The following is an 18,225-nucleotide window of genomic DNA, read 5'->3' as shown; positions in this document are numbered from 1 at the left end:
GGCCTTCGAGTTTCCGGCCCATGATCATGAGGTGGGCCATGGATCAGAGGCCAACAGTCTTGACCGGTAGGTCGAGGGGCGAGCCAGCGGTGGTCGTGTGGCTCGCCCCTCGACGTGCTTCAGCCCTCGGTGACGGTGAGAACCACCGGCCCGCCCGGCAAGGTCCGGCTGTCCGAGCGATCCGGCATGTTCCACGCGCTGCTCATCCGGGCGGCGTCGTTCAGTACGAAGCCGACCGTGTAGTCGCCCGGCGCCAGGCCCTCCCAGGGCAGGTACAGCCAGTGGGTCACGGTGCCGTCGTCGGCCTGGCTGGTGCCGCCAAACGACTGGGACACCACGGTGCCGTCGGAGTCGTACAGGTACACCCCGATGCCGTTGATGGGCGCGACCTGTACCTCCGCCGCGATGGTGAGAGCGACCGAGCGCTGGCCCACCTCGCTCGTGGGCAGCGACGACGGATTCAGGGTGGCGCCCAGGGCCACCGGCGGGTTGGTGCTCGGAACCTGGGTGATCGTGAGCCCGGGGTCGGGTGCCCCGAACGCCGTGCCGTACAGCGCGACGTTCCCGGCGCCATCGAGGACCGAGATGCCCTCGACCTCGCATTCCTGGGTCTGCCGATAGACCATCACCGGGACGGAGATCCGGCCGTCGGCCTTGACCCCCGGAGCACCCCACTGCGTGCAGCCGCCGGTGAAGTCGACGTTGACCGCCGACACGCCCTTCCGTGCTCCGGTGACCGACATGGTGAGTTCCACCATCACCTCGTCGCGCCAGTTGTTCACCGGGTTCGGGCTGATCGCGAAGTCGCTCGCCTGCACCGTCGAGTTGGACGTCGTGGTGATCGACGGCGCGGTCGGGCTCTTGTACGTGGTGGTGCCGCCCGCGTTGTTGTGCAGCACCAGCGAAGCGATCCGCCAGTTGCCGGGGGCCGCGCTGGCCGGCAGGGTGACCACGATCGCACACGACATGTAGGTGGCTTCCCGGTCACCGCCGCTGACCTGGCCGCAGCGGACACCGGTGCTGTACTGATCGCGTTCCCAGGTGAACGGTGTGGTGACAGCCGCTCCGTCCGGCCCCGCCAGCCGGATGGTGCCCTTCCAGAAGCCGGACTCCCCGTCCTGGGCGGTGAATTCGTAGGTGACCGTGGCCGGGCCGTTCCCGACGTAGAAGTACGGCGGACGTGACGGGGACAGGCCAATTGACTGGATCGTCGGCCCGGTGGTGTCGATCAGCGTCCGAGCGGTGAACCGGTACCCGAACGACTGCAACTGCGTGCCCGAGATGTTGGCGCTGCGGTCGCTGGCACTGATCGTGACCTTGGTGACCTCCCAGGTGGCGGTGCTCGCATCGGCGTACCGACGCACCGGGAGGTAGTACGAGTAGGTGGACTCCTGTGGAGTGCCGGATTCGTACACGCCGTCGCTGCAGCAGGTCTCCTCGAACCCGTAGCGCACGGTCCAGTCGTGGCCGACCAGGGCCCCGGTCACCGAGCTGCGCATGCGCATCGTCACGGTGCCGTGGATCGAGGTGGCGTCCGGGTCCGTGTTGGTCACGGTCCACGTGAGTCTGTTGGCGGCGTACTCCTCGGTCACGTCGACCATGGGCTGCTCGAAGGCAAGGGCGGTCAGCGCCAGTCGTGGTACCGCGGCGTGGGCAGCGGTGGCGCCGAGCGTGGTCGCGGCGACCGCGACAGCGAGCGTCAACGCGCCGTGGACCAGCCGGCGCGCGAAGGTGAGAGACATGGGGAGTTCTTACCAGCGTGCGAGAATTCCGGCTGCCCCATAACCGCGTGGTCACCAGGCCGATCACCCCGTCACGAGGTGGGTCTCACAGCGCTCCTGTACCGGATAGTGTCCGGTTTGGAGGTGCTCCTGTGTTCACCGAAGCTTTCCCGATCGTGACGACGCGTGACCTGCCTCAGCTGATCGCGTTCTACCAGGACGTCGTCGGCTTCGAGCAGACGTACCGGTTCCCGGACGACGGCGCCCCGGAGTTCGTCGCACTCCGGCTGGGCAACAGCGAGCTGGGCCTGGCCGCCGACCCGAAGGCCGGCGGTCCGTCCGTCTCGCACCGCTGGGAGCTGTGTGTCTACGCCGACGACTGCGACGCAGCCGTGGACACGCTGCGGGCCGCTGGTGCGACCGTCACCGAGGAGCCGGTCGACCAGCCCTGGGGTGAGCGGTCCGCCCGTGTCGAAGACCCCGATGGCAACCGGTTGCTGGTGCTGGCCCGCCTGTAGGCGCCGGCCCCTGGAGAATCACACGGTCACCGTCGGGCCGCCGCCGCGGCCCCGGTCGTCGAGCACGAGAGGGCCTCGCCCGCTCACCACGTACCGGATGTGGGTGACCTGCGGCGTGTGGAGGACGCGGATCGGGCTCAGCTCGATCGCCTCCTTCTCGCCAAGGTCGAGGTCCGCGTCGAACAGCCGGAGGCCGGTGCCGAGCACGACCGGTACGACGTGCAGGTCCAACTCGTTCAGCAGGCCGGCCTTGAGCACCTGCCGCACGAGGCTGCCGCCGCCGGCCACCGCGACGTCCTTGCCGCCGGCCGCGGCGCGCGCCTGCTCGACGGCGCTGGCCACGCCATCGGTGACGTAGGTGAAGCTGGTGCCACCGCCGCGCAGCAGGGGCTGGCGGGGGCGGTGCGTGACGACGAATACCGGCGCGCGGAACGGCGGCTCCTCGCCCCAGGGCACCTCACCTCCGTCGGCCATCCGCCGCCCCATCACGTACGCGCCGGCCGCGCCGAACGACTCGGCGACCACGTCCGAGTTGGTGTCCCGCTGGCCGCCGGCGAAGCCCTGCCGCTCACGCCAGGCGGCGGCTTCGGTCGCCCAACGGGTGACCCGGAAGAAGGCCGCGCTCTCGGCCGAGTCCATCCAGTTGCCGTCGCCGGTGAACTGCGGGCCGGCGTAGAACCCGTCCAGCGACACCGACAGCTGTGCGGTCACCTTCGTCATCTCGTCTGGTTCCTCTCCCATGGGGCGACACCCTGCCCGGGTGCCCGCTCACCAACGGATCGGAGCCGGTCGGCAGGGTTCCTACAACGCAGCCCTGTGACGGCAGTCACATCCGCCTGTCCCTGACTGTTGCCAAGCCGCTCCAGAGTGGTCACCCCGGCAGGCTGCTGCGCGAGCCCACCTCGGATGACCCGCCGGGGTGGCGGCCCTCGCTTGGCAGGTACCACAGCCCGGCGTGGTCCGGGCCGCGCAGCCAGCGCATGCGGGGCACCTCCTCCGGGCGAGGCTTCCAGTCCCGGTAGGGCGCGTAGGCCAGCCGCCAGGCGATCACCGCGAAGATGTAGACGCCCGGGCCGACCATCCACAGCAGGGCGTCACGTCCGCGGTAGGAGGCGCGCGGCGCCAGCCAGGCGGTTACCGCCACCGGCACTGCAACCGCGCCGACGTCGGCCATCGGGCCGCGGCCGAACCGGGCCTCGACCAGCTCGCGAATGACCAGCGACGGCACGATCACCGCGACCACCATCGCCGCCGCGAAGAGCGTGCGCAGTCGGCGGCCCCGGGGTACGGGGGCAGCGGGCGGTTCGACGGGCATGCCCGGGAGGGTACGGGCCGCCAGTAGCGGCCGGAACTACGACGTACGGTCGGTGATCGCCGCCTCTATCCGCAGACCGATGCCGGTCAGGATGAGGAAGGCGGCAACGATGTGCGGCTTGAGCCCTTCGTAGCCGGACGACATGGTGAGCAGCGTCGTCATGAAGCCGGCCACCAGCGCCACGGTGCCGAAGGCTCGTACCGTGTCGACCCGCCGTGCCCGTAGGTCCACAGCGGCACGGTAGCGAAGACCGGGCGTCTGCGGTGTCCCCGCCAAACCGTGCCGGTCACGAGGGGCCGGCACCACTAGGCTGGCGATCATGCGGATTGGCATCGTGATCCTTCCCGACCAGCGCTGGGCGGAGTCGCAGCGCCGTTGGCGGCAGGCCGACGAGTGGGCCTTCGACCACGCGTGGACGTACGACCACCTGGGTTGGCGGGACCTCGTGGACGGGCCGTGGTTCGACTCGATGACCACGCTGACCGCCGCCGCCACCGTCACCTCGCGGATCCGGCTGGGCACCCTGGTGGCGTCGCCGAACTTCCGGCACCCGGCCGCGTTCGCCCGGCAGATCACCACGGTGGACGACGTCTCGGACGGCCGGCTGCTGCTCGGCTTGGGCGCGGGCGGTATCGGCTTCGACTCGGCGGTGCTGGGCGGCGAGACGCTGCCGCCGCGCCAGCGGGTCGACCGGTTCGCCGAGTTCACCGAGCTGCTGGACCTGATCCTGCGGGAGGACGGCACCACCTGGCGCGGTGACTGGTTCGCCGCGGTGGACGCCCGCAACAATCCGGGCTGCGTGCAGCAGCCGCGGGTGCCTTTCGTGGTGGCGGCCAACGGGCCGCGGTCGATGCGGCTGGTGGCCCGGTTCGGCCAGGGCTGGGTGACCACCGGCACCGACGCCGACGACGTGGAGGGCTGGTGGGGCACCGTGTCGGCGCTGTCCGCGCGGCTGGACCGGACGCTGGACGAGGCCGGCCGCGATCCGGCCACCCTGGACCGCTACCTGTCGCTGGACGCGGCGCCGGTCTTCTCGCTCAGCAGCGCGCAGTTCTTCGCCGACCAGGTCGGCCGGGCCGCGGACCTCGGCTTCACCGATGTGGTGACGCACTGGCCGCGGGCCAGCAGCTGGTACGCCGGCGACGAGGCGGTCCTCGCGGACGTGGCGACCCGGCTGCTGCCGGAGCTGCGCGGCTGACGCCGTACCGCCAGCGGCCGACGCCGCGCCAGCCGGTGGCGCTGCCGCACCGCCCGCGACTGGTGTCGCGCCGGCCGCGGCACGGTCAGCGCCGGTGCGGGCTCAGGTGCCGAGGTCGCCGCTGGCCACGCCACCCTCGCCACCGGAGACCAGCCGCAGGCGGAGGCAGACGATCGGGGTGTCGTCGTCGACCGGGGTGCCGAGCCGCGCCCAGTAGGCCGAGTGTCCGGCCCGCCACTCCTCGATCGAGCGGTCGCCCTCGCCCTCGGCGCGGGCGAAGTCCCACGGCACGTCCGCGAAGCGGACCACCTCGACGGCGGTGATCTCCACGACGCCGGCCAGCGCGTCGTCGTCGTCGACGAGCACCAGCCGTTCGCCGACCCGCTCCAGCTCCTCGCCCTCCTCCGCGTACTCGGCGAGCCGACCGGCCGTGGCGGTCTTCACGCCGGCCAGCACCAGAGTGTTCAGGGTCGTCCGCAGCTCGCCGGGGGTGCCGAGGGCGAGGGTGCGCAGTTCACCGATCCGAGGCCACATCCTGCCGAGGCTAGGCCAGCGCGCCCGGGACCGCCTCGGGATATCAGATGAGCTGGCCGGCGTAGCCCGCGGCGGTGAGCAGCCGGTCGTCGCCGGTCGCCGTGTGCGCGTCGAGCACCGCGTCGGCCAGCTTGACCACGTGCGCGTCACCGTGGCGTGCCGCGCGGGCGAAGACCTCCGCCGGGGTCGCGGCCGGCACGGTCGGCGGTGTGATGCCGTCGGTTGGGGCGTACACCGAGGTCACGGCCGCCGTCGCGGCCCAGGCCGCAGCGAGGCTCGGCGCCCAGAGCGCCCGATCGAGTGCCGGCAGGGTACGCAGCACCGCGGTCGGCGCGGTGACCGCGTGCACCAGCATGACCGGCGCGGCGTGCCCGAAGCGCAGGTAGTCCAGACCGGCCCGGTGGACCAGCGTGGCGAGCCGCCGCTCCGCCTCGGCCGGGGTCCGCGCGGGGCGCAGGGCCGTGAGGGCCGGCTCCCATCGCGGTACGCCCGGCAGCCGGCCCAGCCGGGCCAGGATGCCCCCGGACTGGTCGTCGATCCGGGGCAGCCCGGCCAGCGCGGTGGCCACGTCCACCCCATCGGTGTCGGGTTGGCCCGCTTCGGCGGCGAGGGACTGGCCCGACGCCCCTGCGGCGCGTACCGGGTCGAGCAGCCGGTCGGCGCCGGGGACCGGCTGCCAGCGGGCGGCCCAGTAGCCGAGGGCCTGGCCCAGCTCGGCGAGCCGCTGCGGGCTCGCACCGGCCGGGTCGAGCGCCCGCACGGCGTGCCCGACCCGGATCACGCCGTGGGTGGCGCCGGCCGCGATGCCGGGCAGCAGCCGGGGCCACCAGGTGCCGAGCACCTCCCGCCACGGACGTTCGCGCAACTGCCGGTCGAAGTACGCGAGCCAGTCACCGGCCCGTGTCGCATCGCCCAGCGCCGCCCGCCAGTCGTCGATCGGGCGCAGGCCTCGGGGCAGCTCGTCGAGGCGGCCGAGGTAGTCGTCGAGCCAGCGGTGCACCCGCTGCTGGTGGCCGTGCCGGGCCAGCGCCTCGACGGCCATCGGCCCGTGGTTGGAGAGCCAGCCCTGGTATTCGGGGCCGGTGCGGTGCAGCCGCTCGTACGCCTCGTCGAGGATCCCGTCGCTCATGCGTCGATCGTCGGAGGTGAACCGTGGTTCAGGTCAAGCCGGCAGATCCGCGCCGGTGACCAGGCCGGTGATCCGTAGCTCGGTCGCGACCTCGGGCGGGCAGTCGACGGCCACCACGGCGGCGCCCAGCACCTCGGCGCCCCGCGCGGCGCAGATGTCGTAGAGGGCGTGGATCTGCGCCCCGGTACGCACCCAGTCGTCCACCACCAGGACCCGGTCGCCGGGGCCGAGGTGGCGGTCCCGCACCGCCAGGTCGACCTGGCGGCCCCGGTAGTCCGGCGGACTCTGCGCCCACGTGAGCGATCCGGCCGGCAGCCTCCCGTCGCCGGGCTTGTGTGCCGCGACGAAGCCGACGCCGAGGGCGGTTGCGGCCAGCGGCCCGAGCAGCAGCCCGGTGACCGCCGGGGCGAGCACCACGGTCGGCCGAGCGGCCCGGTACGGCGCCACCAGGGCCGGTCCCAGCTCGGCCAGCACCGCCGGGTCCCGCCACCAGCCGGAGATGTCGCTGACCAGGTGGCTGGTGCCGGGACCAGGGTCGATCCACCGGAACAGGGTGGCGAGGCGTTCGGTCAGCTCAGCGGGCATCGGTCCATCCTGCGGCACGCGCGCCGGGCCGGTCGGCACCCGGGCCGGCCGGCCCATGCCGGATCGGATGATCGGCTACACGTACCAGCGCAAACACGGGCATACCACGATGATCACGTTGACGTCGGAAGTGCTTCTCTCGTTACGGTCCGACCCGGTTTGTTCAGTCGACGAAAGGACCGGGCCGGTGGCTGGTAGGCACTCCCGTACCCGCATCTTCTCCTCTCCGGCGGGCATCGCGGCCACCGCGGCGGTCGGCGTCGCCCTCGCCGTCGGGGGCACCGTCGGCGCCGTGCAGCTGACCTCCGGCTCGGCGCAGCCCGGACCGGTCACCGTCGAATCCGCCCCCACCATCGCCGCCAGCAGCCCGGCGGCCAGCTCCCCCTCCGCCTCCCCGAGTGCCAGCGCCTCGCCGAGCGTGACGGCCAGCCCGTCGGCGAGCCGGTCGCCGCAGGCCGCCTCCCGGAACAAGGCCCGCACGGCGGCGCCGAAGCCGAGCCCGACCGCCAAGAAGAAGACGACCCCGGCGGCGAAGGTGCTGGAGAGCGGCTCGTGCGGCGCCTCCTTCTACTCCGACGGGCAGCTCACCGCCAACGGTGAGTCGTTCAACCCGGACGAGCTGACCGCGGCGCACAAGACCCTGCCGTTCAACACCAAGGTCCGGGTGACCAACCCGGCCAGCGGCAAGTCCGTGGTGGTGCGGATCAACGACCGTGGCCCGTTCATCGACGGCCGCTGCCTGGACCTCTCCCGGGCCGCGTTCGCCACCATTGCCTCGGTCGACGTGGGCGCGCTCACCGTCCGGTACGAGGTGCTCGGCTGAGCGGAGCGGGAGACGCCGTTCCGGCCGGACACCCCCGCCGGCCGGACAGAACCTCCTCGGACGACGGGCCAGGTTCATTCACCCGCTCACGTGGATCAGGCATGCTGTCCCTCGTATCCACGCGACTCCTCCAGTCGGGCCGCCGCCCACTGAGCCCCGGATCCCGCGCCGGCCTCGGCGCGGCCCTCGTTCTGCTCGCGATCGTCTCGGCGGTGGAGTTGGCGGACGGGCGGGTCGCGCACTACGTCGCGCTGCTGGTGGCCGCGCCGTTCCTGGCCGCCGCCCTGGCGTCCTGGCAGGTGGTGCTGGGGACGGGCACGGCGGCGACCCTGATCGGGGCCGGCTTCGCCCTGACCGAGCCGGAGATGTCGCTGGTCACCTCGGTCAGCGTGGTGGCGGTCGCGCTCGCCACCGGGCTGGCCGTGGCGGTCGCGTCGGTACGGCAGCGGCAGGCGGTGCAGATCGCCGAGTTGACCAAGCTCGCCTCGGTGGCCCAGCAGGCGGTGCTGCGTCCACTCGGCCCGCAGGTCGGCACGCTCGCGGTGGCCGGCCGCTACATCTCCTCCACGGCCACGGCGGAGATCGGCGGCGACCTGTACGAGGCGATCGACACCCCCTACGGGGTTCGGATGATCATCGGCGACGTCCGTGGCAAGGGCCTGGACGCCGTCCGCCTGGCCAGCATCGTCCTCGGCTCGTACCGGCACGTGGCGTACGAGCGGGCCGACCTGCGCGCCGTCGTCGCCGACCTCGACCGCGCGGTGGCCCGCAACGTCGGCGACGAGGACTTCGTGACGGCGGCGCTGGTCGAGGAGCGCGGCGGCACGCTGACCATCGTCAACTGCGGACATCCGCCGCCGCTGCTGCTGCGTCGGGGCGCGGTGATCCCGCTGGAGCCGCCGGCGCCGGCGCCGCCGCTCGGGTTCATGCCGGTGGTCCGCCCCCGGGTGGAGCGCCTGGAGCCCGGCGACCGCCTGCTGCTGTTCACCGACGGTCTCGGTGAGGCGCGGCGGGACGGCGAGTTCTTCCCGACGGCCGACCGGGCCTGGCGGTTGCTCGGCCACGGCACGGTCGCCGACGGGCTGGCCTCGCTGGAGACGGCCCTGGTCGAGTGGGTGCACGGCCGCCTCGACGACGACATCGCGCTGGTCCTGATGGAGTACGTTGGCGCGCGGACCGGCGCCGCGGCGGCCGTGCCGAGCTGGGAGGTCGGCGCCGCCGAGAGCTGACCGGTGGCACGACCGGCAGGTGTGTAATGCCCGTCACCTACGAGATCGGCTTGTCGCTGGCTACCCGCGAGTAATAGAGTCGGGGTTACTGATCGGTAACACCTGTCCGGAAGCGGGGCCAGTGAGCATGACCCACTACAAGAGCAACCTCCGGGACCTTGAGTTCAACCTGTTCGAGGTCTTCGGGGCGGACCGGGCGTTCGGCCAGGAGCCGTACTCGGATCTCGACACCGACACCGCCCGCAGTTTCCTCGCCGAGGTCGACCGCCTCGCCCGCGAGGACCTGGCCGCCAGCTACACGGACAGCGACCGGAACCCGCCGGTCTTCGACCCGGCCACGCACACCGCTCCGCTGCCGGAGTCGTTCAAGAAGTCCTACCAGGCGTTCATGGATTCCGAGTTCTGGCGCCTGGACCTGCCGCCCGAGCTGGGCGGCACCAATGCGCCGCGCGCCCTCTGGTGGGCCCTCGCCGAGTTGGTGCTCGGCTCGAACGCCCCGGTCTGGATGTACGCCTCCGGCCCGTCCTTCGCGCACGTGCTGCACGTCGAGGGCAACGAGCGGCAGCGGCGGTGGGCCAAGCTCTTCATCGACAAGCAGTGGGGCTCCACGATGGTGCTCACCGAGCCGGACGCCGGCTCGGACGTGGGCGCCGGCCGCACCCGGGCCATCCAGCAGCCGGACGGCACGTGGCACATCGAGGGCGTGAAGCGCTTCATCACCTCGGGTGAGCACGACCTGAGCGACAACATCGTGCACTACGTGCTGGCCCGTCCGGTGGGCGTGGAGGGCGTCGGCGGCCCCGGCACCAAGGGCCTGTCGCTCTTCGTCGTGCCGAAGTACCACTTCGACGAGACCACCGGCGAGCTGGGCGAGCGCAACGGCGTCTACGCCACCAACGTCGAGCACAAGATGGGCCTGAAGGTCTCCAACACCTGCGAGGTGACCTTCGGCGAGCACGGCGTGCCGGCCAAGGGCTGGCTGCTGGGCGACAAGCACGACGGCATCCGGCAGATGTTCATGATCATCGAGTACGCCCGGATGATGGTCGGCACCAAGGCGATCGCCACCCTCTCCACCGGCTACCTCAACGCCCTGGAGTACGCGAAGAACCGGGTGCAGGGCGCCGACCTGGTCCAGCAGGCGGACAAGACCGCTCCCCGGGTCACCATCACCCACCACCCGGACGTCCGCCGCTCGCTGCTGCTCCAGAAGTCGTACGCCGAGGGCCTGCGCGCCCTGGTTCTCTACACCGCCACGTGGCAGGACCGGGTCGCCATCGCCGAGGCGGCCGGTGACGAGAAGGCCACCAAGCTGGCCAAGCGGGTCAACGACCTGCTGCTGCCGCTGGTCAAGGGCGTCGGTTCGGAGCGGGCGTACGAGCTGCTCGGGCACGAGGCCCTCCAGACCTTCGGCGGCTCCGGCTTCCTCCAGGACTACCCCCTGGAGCAGTACGTCCGGGACGCCAAGATCGACACCCTCTACGAGGGCACCACCGCCATCCAGAGCCTGGACCTGATCTTCCGCAAGATCGTCCGGGACAACGGCAAGGCGCTGATGGCGGTCGCCGGCGAGATCCAGGAGTTCATCTCCTCCGAGGCGGGCAACGGCCAGCTCAAGGAGGAGCGGCAGGCGCTCGGCAAGGCGCTCGCCGAGATCCAGAACATCCTCGGTGTGCTGACCGGCTGGCTGGGCGAGGCGCAGGCTGGCGACACCCGCGCCCTGTACAAGGTCGGGCTGAGCAGCCGGCGGTTCCTGTTGGCCATCGGTGACCTGGTGGTCGGCTGGCTGCTTCAGAAGCAGGCCGACGTGGCGCTGAAGGCGCTGGCCGGTGAGGTGTCGGCCGCCGACAAGGCGTTCTACACCGGCAAGGTGGCCGCTGCCCGGTTCTTCGCCCGCGAGGTGCTGCCGCGCATCGGCGCGGACCGGCGGATCATCGAGGGCGCGGACCTCGACATCATGGACCTCCCGGAGGAGGCCTTCTGACCGTGCCATGGCACGGCTGACGGTCCCGGGAGCACCACCCGGCACCGATCATCGACGGCCGGTGGGGCGCATGCCCCGCCGGCCGTCGGGCTGTCCGGGCACCTCCGCTATTCGCCGACCCGACCCCGGTAGGCCGGCGACGTGGTGGGTAACCGTCGCGTGGTCACGACAGGGAACGCCCAGAGCCACCGCACGGGGGAGTGCAGCGCACATGGGTGTAGGAAGCGGCATCTTTCTCATCGCGATCGGCGCCATCCTGACCTTCGCGATACGAGCCAACGTCTGGTGGATAGATTTGCGGGCGGTCGGTTGGGTGTTCATCCTGGCCGGGCTGGCCGTACTGCTGACCACGCTCTGGTTCTGGCAGGACCGGCGCAAGCGGGCCCGGACCCTCATCGTGGAGGAGAACCGGCTGTCCCATCCGACGGCCATGATGCCGCCGCCGCCCGATCCGCCGCCTCCGACCGCACCACCCTCCTGAGCGCGTCCGACCGAGCCACCCGTCGACATCGGCGGGTGGCTCAGCCGCGTGCGGCGTGCCGAGCGGTGATGGGCGCCCCCGCACGGTCCAGCTCCGCCCAGCCCAGCGCGGTGTGGTGGATTGCCAGCTCGGTGGTCCGCAGGCCCTCCTCGCCCACCCCCTCCGGGTCGAGAAGCGCGGAGAGCAGCGAGATGCCCGGATTATGGGCAATCAGCAGGGCCGTCCCGGCCGTCGGGTCGATGGTGCGGACCAGCGTCAGCAGCTCCTCGGGGTGGCTGTCGTACGCGCCGGGCTCGTAGCGGACGGTCGGGCGGGGACCGGCCGGGCCGCCCTCCGGCGGCGAGCCGGTCATCCCCATCGCGACACCGTGCCAGGTCTGCCGCGTACGCAGCGCCGTCGAGCAGATGACCACGTCGGGCAGCAGGCCGTGGTGGGCCAGCCAGGCCCCGGCGGCCGCCGCGTCGGCGTGCCCGCGCGCGCTGAGCGGCCGATCGGCGTCGTGGGTGCCCGCACTGCCCTGCTCGGCCTTCGCGTGCCGGAGGAGCACCAGAGTGCGTGTCTCGACAGGGGCGTCCGTCATGTCCTCAGCTTGCCCGATTGGCGATCTCCGTGCCGGGGTAAGTCGGTGGGTGCCGCACCCCTACCGACGGCCGCGGCGGGACGTACGCCAGGTTAGAGCCGAGGAGCGAGACATGGGCATTGGTGGCAGCATCTTCCTGATCGCGCTGGGCGCGATCTTCGCATTCGCCGTGGAGGCCGACCTGGGTTGGCTGAACCTGGCCGTGGTCGGCTGGGTGCTGATGCTGGCCGGTGTCGCCGGCCTCCTCACCACCCTCTACTTCTGGAACAACCGCCGCCGCAACGTGGTCGCCGCGCCGGTCCGCACGGACCGCGTGGTGGCCGACCCTGTGGTGCCGGTCCAGGACGACCAGGTCATGCGGGAGTACCGCGAGGTGCGCCGGCCGGGCCGACCGGTCTGACCCTCGCTCGCGCACTCCGGGGTCCCGCAGCGTGGCGGGGCCCCGGCTCGCGTGTGTCAGGCGAACAGTGCGAAGTAGATCGCGATGTGGTGGCAGAGCGCGGCCAGCAGCGTGCAGGCGTGGAAGAACTCGTGGTGACCGAAGACGGTCGGCCACGGGTTGGGCCGGCGCAGGGCATAGAAGACCGCGCCGACGCTGTAGATCACGCCACCGACGATCAGCAGCACCAGTGCCGCGACACCGCCGCCGTGCAGGATCTCCGGCAGCATGGCCACCGACACCCAGCCGAGCGCCAGGTAGAGCGGCGCGGAGACCCAGCGTGGCGCGTGCGGCCAGACCACCTTGAGCGCCACGCCGGCCAGCGCGCCACCCCAGACCAGGCCCAGCATCACGGTGGCCGGCCGGGGCGCGAGCAGCAGGGCGCAGAACGGCGTGTACGTGCCGGCGATGAACACGAAGATCATCGAGTGGTCCATCCGGCGCATGATCTGGTAGCCGCGCTCCGACCACACGCGGCGGTGGTACAGCGCGCTGGTGCCGAAGAGCCCGCACACCGTCACGCTGTAGACGATGCAGCTCACCAGGGGCGCCCACCCCGGCCGGGTGGCGGCGATCGAGCAGAGCACGATGCCGCAGACCAGGGCGACGAAGAAGGCGTACGTGTGCAGCCAGCCGCGCATCCGGGGCTTACCGATGTCGACCGGCTTCAGTCGAAGCGGGGCGGAGGTGGTCACGACATCAGGTTACGGCACCGTAGGTTACTTGCAAGTAGTCGTGCTGGTGACGCCCGGCACCGTCGCCGTGAACACCTCGCCGACACGACATCGGCGAGGATGAGCGGATGCGGATCCGGCCCGTCGGGGCGCACGCCCTGCTGCTCGACTGCACCACCCGCGCCGACGTGCCCGCGGCCACCCTGGTCGAAGCATGGCGGGCCGAGCTGTGGCGGCGTCGCGAGCAGGGCGAGCTGAACGCCGTCGAGATCGTGCCCGCGGCCACCACCGTCCTGCTCGACGGCCTGCCCGACCCGGCGGCCACGGCCGAGATGCTGGCCGGTTGGGCACCGACGGTCACGAACGACACCGGCGGCGCGGCCAGCCGGGCGAGCGGACCGGACCGGGCCGAGGTGCTCGTCCCGGTCGAGTTCGACGGGCCCGACCTGCCGGCGGTCGCGGAGTACTGGCAGACCGATGTGGCGGACGTGCCGCGCCGGCTGACCGGCACCCGGTTCCGCGTCGCCTTCTGCGGCTTCGCCCCCGGGTTCCCCTACCTGACCGGGCTCCCCGCCGAGCTGGCGCTGCCCCGGCTGGCCACCCCCCGCCCCCGGGTCCCGGCCGGCTCGGTCGCCCTCGCCGGCCCCTACGCGGGCATCTATCCGGGCGCGTCCCCGGGCGGCTGGCTGCTGGTCGGCCGGACCGACCTGGTCCTCTTCGACGTGCACGCGGACCCACCGACCCGGCTCGGCCCGGGCACCCCGGTCCGCCTGGTGGCGGCGTGACCCGGCCCGCCGAGATCGAGGTGCTCCGCGCCGGCGCGCTCACCACCGTGCAGGACCTGGGCCGGCCCGGCTGGGCACACCTCGGCGTACCCCGGTCCGGCGCGCTGGACCCGGCCGCCCTGCGGCTCGCCAACCGGCTGGTCGGCAACCCGGAGCACGCCGCCGGCCTGGAGATCACCCTGACCGGCTGCGCGCTCCGGCTGACCCGGGCCACCACCGTGGCGGTCACCGGCGCCGACGTGACGGTCCGGGCCGGTGACCGCCCCGGCGACACCGGACGCCCGCTCACCGTGCCGGCCGGGACGGTGCTGCGGATCGGCCCGGCGCGTCGGGGCGTACGGAGTTGGCTGGCCGTGGCGGGTGGGATCGACGTGCCGGCGGTGCTCGGCAGCCGGGCCACCGACACCCTCTCCGGGCTGGGCCCGTCCCCGCTGCGGGACGGCGACCGGCTGCCGCTCGGCGAACCGTTCGGCGAGCCCGCGCCGGTGGACCTGACCGTCGGTCCCGCACCCCCGCCGGAGCTGCGCCTGAGGCTGCACCCCGGCCCCCGCGACGACTGGTTCACCCCGACCGCGTTCGACCGGCTGCTCGGCAGCGCGTACACCGTGAGCCCGCTGAGCAACCGGGTCGGCGCGCGGCTGGCCGGCGCGCCGCTGCCCCGCGCGGTCGCCGGCGAACTGCCCAGCGAGGGGATCGTCCTCGGCGCTGTGCAGGTGCCGGCCGACGGGCAACCCCTGATCTTCCTCGCCGATCATCCGACCACCGGCGGATACCCCGTCATCGGGGTGGTCACCGACGTGACCCCGCTCGCGCAGGCCCGGCCAGGTACTACCGTCAGGTTCCATGGACCTGAACGCTGACCTGGGCGAGGGATTCGGCATCTGGCGACTCGGCGACGACGAGGCGCTGCTGGGCCTGGTCACCTCCGCCAACGTCGCCTGCGGCTTCCACGGCGGCGACCCGTCCACGATGCGGCGGGTCTGCGACGGCGCGGCCCGGCGCGGGGTCGCGGTGGGCGCGCAGGTGGGCTACCGGGACCTGGCCGGCTTCGGCCGGCGGAGCATCGCGTACGAGTTCGCGGAGCTGCGCGACGAGGTGACCTACCAGCTGGGAGCACTCAGCGCCTTCTGCCAGCTGTCCGGCACCCGGGTCCGCTACCTGAAGCCGCACGGCGCGCTCTACCACGCCGTCGGCACCGACGAGTCACAGGCGGCCGCGGTGGTCGCCGCCGTCAGCGGCCACGACCCCGAGCTGCCCGTGCTGTGCATGCCCGGCTCGATGCTCGCCCAGCTCGCCACCGGCGCCGGCCTGCCGGTGGTGGCCGAGGCGTTCGCCGACCGGGGCTACCTGCCCAACGGGGGGCTGGTGCCCCGGGGCACGCCCGGCGCACTGATCACCGACCCGGACGAGGTGGCCAACCGGGCGGTACGGATCGCCACCGAACGGACCGTGGTAGCGGTGGACGGCACCGTCATCCCGTGCCCGGCGGACTCGATCTGCGTACACGGCGACACCCCCGGGGCGGTCTCCGCCACCGAGCTCGTCCGCGCGTCGCTGATCGACGCCGGTATACCGCTCGCCCCGTTCGCCTGAGAGGAGGGGCCACTCGGGCCCCTCCCGACAGCTAGGCGTCGAGGCCGCGCAGCACCAACGGGAGCCGGGTCGTGGCGCCGTCGACCACCCGGACCGGGACACCCCAGTCCTGCCGGGTCAGGTGGCAGGCCGCGTGCTCGACGTCCGCGTCGCAGGTCGCCGCCTGGGCGGTCACCTGAAGCACCCCACCGGTCACCTCGCCGTTGAGCACCAGCCGCCGCGACAGCTCGGTGCCCGTGCCCGAGCCCTCCACCAGCAGCTCCGGCGGGGACGCCGAGACCACCAGCCGCGTCGACGGCCCGTACGTCTCGTCCAGCTTCTGCCCCGGCGCGGGGGTGAAGACGATGTCGAGGGTGACCTCACCGGCCGCGACGTCGGTGGGCTTCCGCTCGGTGCGATGCCGGGGGCCGTCCACCGTGCTGGCGCCGGCCGCCGACAGAGCCCCCGGGGCCAGCCGGGTCAACCGGTGCGCGGCGGACTCCACCACCAGCACCTCGCCGTCCGGGGTGAGCACCAGGTCGCTCGGCTCGGCCAGCCCGTCCGCGACCGTGGACACCTGACCGGTTGCCGGGTCGAAGCGGCGCACCGCGCCGTTGTAGGTGTCGGCGATCAGGACCGAGTCGTCCGGCAGCGCGCACACGCCCAGCGGGTGCTGGAGCAGCGCCGACTCCGCCGGCCCGTCCACGTGACCGAAGTCGAACAGCCCCTGCCCGACGGCGGTGCCCAGCACCCCGTTCTCGACGTACCGGACGGCGCTGGTCTCGCTGTCGGCGACCCAGAGCCGGGTGCCGTCGGCGGAGACGGAGAGCCCGGACGGCTGCGCCATCCACGCCTCGGCGAGCGGGCCGTCGCGGAGCGCCTCCACCGTGGTGCCGGCGTACATGCCGGCGGTCCGCTTGATCGGGTCGAACCACCAGAGCTGGTGAATGCCCGCCATCGCGATGATCAGCTTGTCGTCGTACCAGGCCAGGTCCCACGGGGAGGAGAGATCCACGGCGAGCGCGTCGTGCGCGTGGTCGTCGACCGAGGCGCGCCACTGCCGGCCGCTGCCCGCCACCGTGACCACCTCACCGGACGCCAGGCGTACGCCCCGCAGCAGGTGGTTAACCGTGTCGGCGACCACCAGGTCGTAGCCGGCCACTTCGGCGACGTGCCGTGGCAGCACGCAGAGCCCCTGCGGCTCGGAGAAGGTCGCCGAGCTGGCCGGGCCGTCGGCGCGGCCCCGCTCACCCGAGCCGATGCGGCGCACCGGCGTCTCGCCGTCCGGGGCCATCTCGACCAGGGAGTGCCGGGCCGAGTCGGAGACGAGCAGGTTGCCATCCGGCAGCAGCACCGCCTTGCCGGGGAAACGCAGCGTGGTCTCCGGCGCCGGCGGTGGCACGTACGGGCCGTCGCCCCGGTGCAGGGTCCCCTTGGCCTCGTGGGTGGCGATCAGCTCGTCGATCAACCGGGCCAGCCCCTCGGCGTGCCCCTCGCCCGCCATGGTGGCCACCACGTACCCCTCGGGGTCGATCACCGACAGGGTCGGCCAGGCCCGCGCCGCGTACTGCTGCCACATGTCCAGCTCGGGATCGTCGAGTACGGGGTGGTGCACCCCGTACCGCTCCACGGCGGCGGCCAGCGCGTCGGCGTCCTTCTCGTGCTCGAACTTCGGCGAGTGCACGCCGATCACGACGAGCACGTCGCCGTACTTCTCCTCGAGCGGGCGCAGCTCGTCGAGCACGTGCAGGCAGTTGATGCAGCAGAAGGTCCAGAAATCCGCGAGGACGATCTTGCCGCGCAGGTCGGCGAGCTTGAGATCGCGTCCACCGGTGTTCAGCCAGCCCCGACCGCGCAGCTCGGGGGCCCGTACTCGTGCGCTCATGGTCCCATCGTGCCTGACCACCGGCCCGGCGCCGACCAGTGGGGCCGAGCACCCGACAATCGACCGCCCCTGCCCCGTCGTGACTTCAGATCTCGGACACCTACCGCTCGGCGCGAACGGGAACTGTCCAGGATTGGCGACCGGGGCCCAACGGCTCGGCGGATACGGCGGCGGGGCCACGGTTGCCCGTGGCCCCGCCGTCGGTTCGCGTCAGCTGGTGGCCGGCTTGAGGCACAGCACCCGGTTGGTGCCGTCGCCCGGCAGCACGACGTGCGGCTGGGTCGGGTCGGCGCACTTGTCCTTCGCATCCACCTTGGAAACGATGGTGAACGCGCCCGCCTCGCCGCAGTCGACCGCCGAGGCGCCCTGACCGGACTGCTTCACGCACGTGCCGACAGCCGGGTCGAAGGTCGGCGTGTCGTCCCCGCCGAACTTGCCCAGCAGCATCAGCAGGCCGAGCGGCACCGCCAGGATGAGCACCGCGGCGATCAGCACCGCGGCCAGCACCCGGCCGTTGCGCACCTTCGGCACCGGTGGTTCCGTCTTCGGCTCGTCAGCGTCCGGCTTGAACGAGTCGAACCGGTTCTGGTCCGGCTCGGGTGCCTGCTGCCCCCACGGTGCGGGCTGCTGGGGCGCCGGCGGGAAGGCGGGCGGGAACCCGCCACCCGGTGCCGCCTCGGTGCCCGGCCCGCCGCCGAAGCCCGGCCCGCCGAAGCCCGGCGTGCCGTTCACCGCGGCGCTGCCGGCGCCCCAGCAGCCCGCACCGTGGGGGC

21 protein-coding genes are annotated in these 18,225 nt (G+C 72.7%); 10 read left to right on the top strand and 11 right to left on the bottom strand.

What is annotated here, in order from left to right; translation table 11 throughout:
- Positions 1-119: 119 nt before the first annotated feature.
- Entirely contained in the window at positions 120-1,742 is a 1,623-nt protein-coding gene (locus tag DKT68_RS19030; RefSeq protein WP_109818763.1) for a hypothetical protein, read from the bottom strand.
- A 131-nt stretch (positions 1,743-1,873) separates the two neighbouring features.
- Here DKT68_RS19030 and DKT68_RS19025 point away from each other — a divergent pair, with 131 nt between their 5' ends.
- A complete protein-coding gene (locus DKT68_RS19025) occupies positions 1,874-2,239 on the top strand; it encodes a VOC family protein (protein ID WP_109818762.1) in 366 nt (121 codons plus the stop codon).
- An 18-nt stretch (positions 2,240-2,257) separates the two neighbouring features.
- On the opposite strand, the gene DKT68_RS19020 is transcribed toward DKT68_RS19025, so the two are convergent.
- From DKT68_RS19020 to DKT68_RS19010, 3 genes are all read right to left on the bottom strand, one after another.
- Positions 2,258-2,980, bottom strand: coding sequence for a dihydrofolate reductase family protein (locus tag DKT68_RS19020; protein WP_236646963.1), 723 nt, complete (start codon positions 2,978-2,980; stop codon positions 2,258-2,260).
- Between the two features lie 130 nt (positions 2,981-3,110).
- Positions 3,111-3,554 (bottom strand): hypothetical protein, encoded by a 444-nt coding sequence (locus tag DKT68_RS19015; protein ID WP_146218394.1) that lies wholly within the window; start codon positions 3,552-3,554, stop codon positions 3,111-3,113.
- A 36-nt stretch (positions 3,555-3,590) separates the two neighbouring features.
- The gene (locus DKT68_RS19010; RefSeq protein WP_109818759.1) at positions 3,591-3,785 is read right to left on the bottom strand and encodes a hypothetical protein; all 195 of its coding nucleotides are present in this window, start codon (positions 3,783-3,785) and stop codon (positions 3,591-3,593) included.
- An 88-nt stretch (positions 3,786-3,873) separates the two neighbouring features.
- Here DKT68_RS19010 and DKT68_RS19005 point away from each other — a divergent pair, with 88 nt between their 5' ends.
- A complete protein-coding gene (locus DKT68_RS19005; protein WP_109818758.1) occupies positions 3,874-4,752 on the top strand; it encodes an LLM class flavin-dependent oxidoreductase in 879 nt (292 codons plus the stop codon).
- 102 nt (positions 4,753-4,854) lie between these two features.
- Here the strand turns inward: DKT68_RS19005 and DKT68_RS19000 are convergent, their stop codons facing one another.
- Genes DKT68_RS19000 through DKT68_RS18990 form a run of 3 tightly spaced genes read right to left on the bottom strand, consistent with a single transcriptional unit; the run spans position 4,855 to position 7,000 of the window.
- Positions 4,855-5,286: an ASCH domain-containing protein gene (locus DKT68_RS19000; protein ID WP_109818757.1), complete on the bottom strand. Its 432-nt coding sequence runs from the start codon at positions 5,284-5,286 to the stop codon at positions 4,855-4,857.
- 43 nt (positions 5,287-5,329) lie between these two features.
- Positions 5,330-6,415, bottom strand: a complete 1,086-nt coding sequence (locus tag DKT68_RS18995; protein ID WP_109818756.1) for a questin oxidase family protein — start codon at positions 6,413-6,415, stop codon at positions 5,330-5,332.
- Positions 6,416-6,448: 33 nt separating this feature from the next.
- Positions 6,449-7,000, bottom strand: a complete 552-nt coding sequence (locus DKT68_RS18990) for a phosphoribosyltransferase family protein (RefSeq protein ID WP_109818773.1) — start codon at positions 6,998-7,000, stop codon at positions 6,449-6,451.
- Between the two features lie 187 nt (positions 7,001-7,187).
- Here DKT68_RS18990 and DKT68_RS18985 point away from each other — a divergent pair, with 187 nt between their 5' ends.
- From DKT68_RS18985 to DKT68_RS18970, 4 genes are all read left to right on the top strand, one after another.
- Entirely contained in the window at positions 7,188-7,823 is a 636-nt protein-coding gene (locus DKT68_RS18985; RefSeq protein WP_201749099.1) for a septal ring lytic transglycosylase RlpA family protein, read from the top strand.
- A gap of 101 nt (positions 7,824-7,924) precedes the next feature.
- Positions 7,925-9,052, top strand: coding sequence for a PP2C family protein-serine/threonine phosphatase (locus DKT68_RS18980; protein ID WP_109818755.1), 1,128 nt, complete (start codon positions 7,925-7,927; stop codon positions 9,050-9,052).
- A gap of 127 nt (positions 9,053-9,179) precedes the next feature.
- Positions 9,180-11,036: an acyl-CoA dehydrogenase gene (locus DKT68_RS18975; protein WP_109818754.1), complete on the top strand. Its 1,857-nt coding sequence runs from the start codon at positions 9,180-9,182 to the stop codon at positions 11,034-11,036.
- A 211-nt stretch (positions 11,037-11,247) separates the two neighbouring features.
- On the top strand, positions 11,248-11,517 hold the full coding sequence (locus DKT68_RS18970) for a DUF6458 family protein (protein ID WP_074315731.1): 270 nt from the start codon (positions 11,248-11,250) through the stop codon (positions 11,515-11,517).
- A gap of 40 nt (positions 11,518-11,557) precedes the next feature.
- Here DKT68_RS18970 and DKT68_RS18965 read toward each other — a convergent pair whose 3' ends face one another.
- Positions 11,558-12,097: a SixA phosphatase family protein gene (locus tag DKT68_RS18965; protein WP_109818753.1), complete on the bottom strand. Its 540-nt coding sequence runs from the start codon at positions 12,095-12,097 to the stop codon at positions 11,558-11,560.
- Positions 12,098-12,209: 112 nt separating this feature from the next.
- Between DKT68_RS18965 and DKT68_RS18960 the strand changes: the two genes are divergently transcribed.
- Positions 12,210-12,497 carry a DUF6458 family protein gene (locus DKT68_RS18960; protein WP_109818752.1) on the top strand — a complete coding sequence of 96 codons (288 nt, stop codon included), beginning with the start codon at positions 12,210-12,212 and terminating at the stop codon, positions 12,495-12,497.
- Positions 12,498-12,553: 56 nt separating this feature from the next.
- Here DKT68_RS18960 and trhA read toward each other — a convergent pair whose 3' ends face one another.
- A complete protein-coding gene (trhA, locus tag DKT68_RS18955) occupies positions 12,554-13,231 on the bottom strand; it encodes a PAQR family membrane homeostasis protein TrhA (RefSeq protein ID WP_109818751.1) in 678 nt (225 codons plus the stop codon).
- Between the two features lie 107 nt (positions 13,232-13,338).
- Between trhA and DKT68_RS18950 the strand changes: the two genes are divergently transcribed.
- The 3 genes from DKT68_RS18950 to DKT68_RS18940 are packed head-to-tail and all read left to right on the top strand — an operon-like array spanning position 13,339 to position 15,588.
- A complete protein-coding gene (locus tag DKT68_RS18950; RefSeq protein ID WP_109818750.1) occupies positions 13,339-13,995 on the top strand; it encodes a 5-oxoprolinase subunit B family protein in 657 nt (218 codons plus the stop codon).
- Complete coding sequence (locus DKT68_RS18945) at positions 13,992-14,855, top strand: 5-oxoprolinase subunit C family protein (protein ID WP_109818749.1); 864 nt, start codon at positions 13,992-13,994, stop codon at positions 14,853-14,855. Before DKT68_RS18950 ends, DKT68_RS18945 begins: the two co-directional genes overlap by 4 nt.
- On the top strand, positions 14,839-15,588 hold the full coding sequence (locus DKT68_RS18940) for a LamB/YcsF family protein (protein WP_109818748.1): 750 nt from the start codon (positions 14,839-14,841) through the stop codon (positions 15,586-15,588). Before DKT68_RS18945 ends, DKT68_RS18940 begins: the two co-directional genes overlap by 17 nt.
- A 31-nt stretch (positions 15,589-15,619) precedes the next feature.
- Here the strand turns inward: DKT68_RS18940 and DKT68_RS18935 are convergent, their stop codons facing one another.
- Both DKT68_RS18935 and DKT68_RS18930 read right to left on the bottom strand, forming a co-directional pair.
- Positions 15,620-17,452: an NHL domain-containing thioredoxin family protein gene (locus tag DKT68_RS18935; RefSeq protein ID WP_109818747.1), complete on the bottom strand. Its 1,833-nt coding sequence runs from the start codon at positions 17,450-17,452 to the stop codon at positions 15,620-15,622.
- Between the two features lie 210 nt (positions 17,453-17,662).
- The coding region (locus DKT68_RS18930) for an LppU/SCO3897 family protein (RefSeq protein ID WP_456238186.1) at positions 17,663-18,225 on the bottom strand (563 nt) is incomplete at its 5' end.

Origin of the sequence: Micromonospora acroterricola, assembly GCF_003172955.1 — a bacterium.
Lineage (GTDB): Bacteria > Actinomycetota > Actinomycetes > Mycobacteriales > Micromonosporaceae > Micromonospora > Micromonospora acroterricola.
The sequence above is the reverse complement of the archived record's forward strand: the minus strand, read 5'-3'. Positions and strand labels throughout refer to the sequence as shown.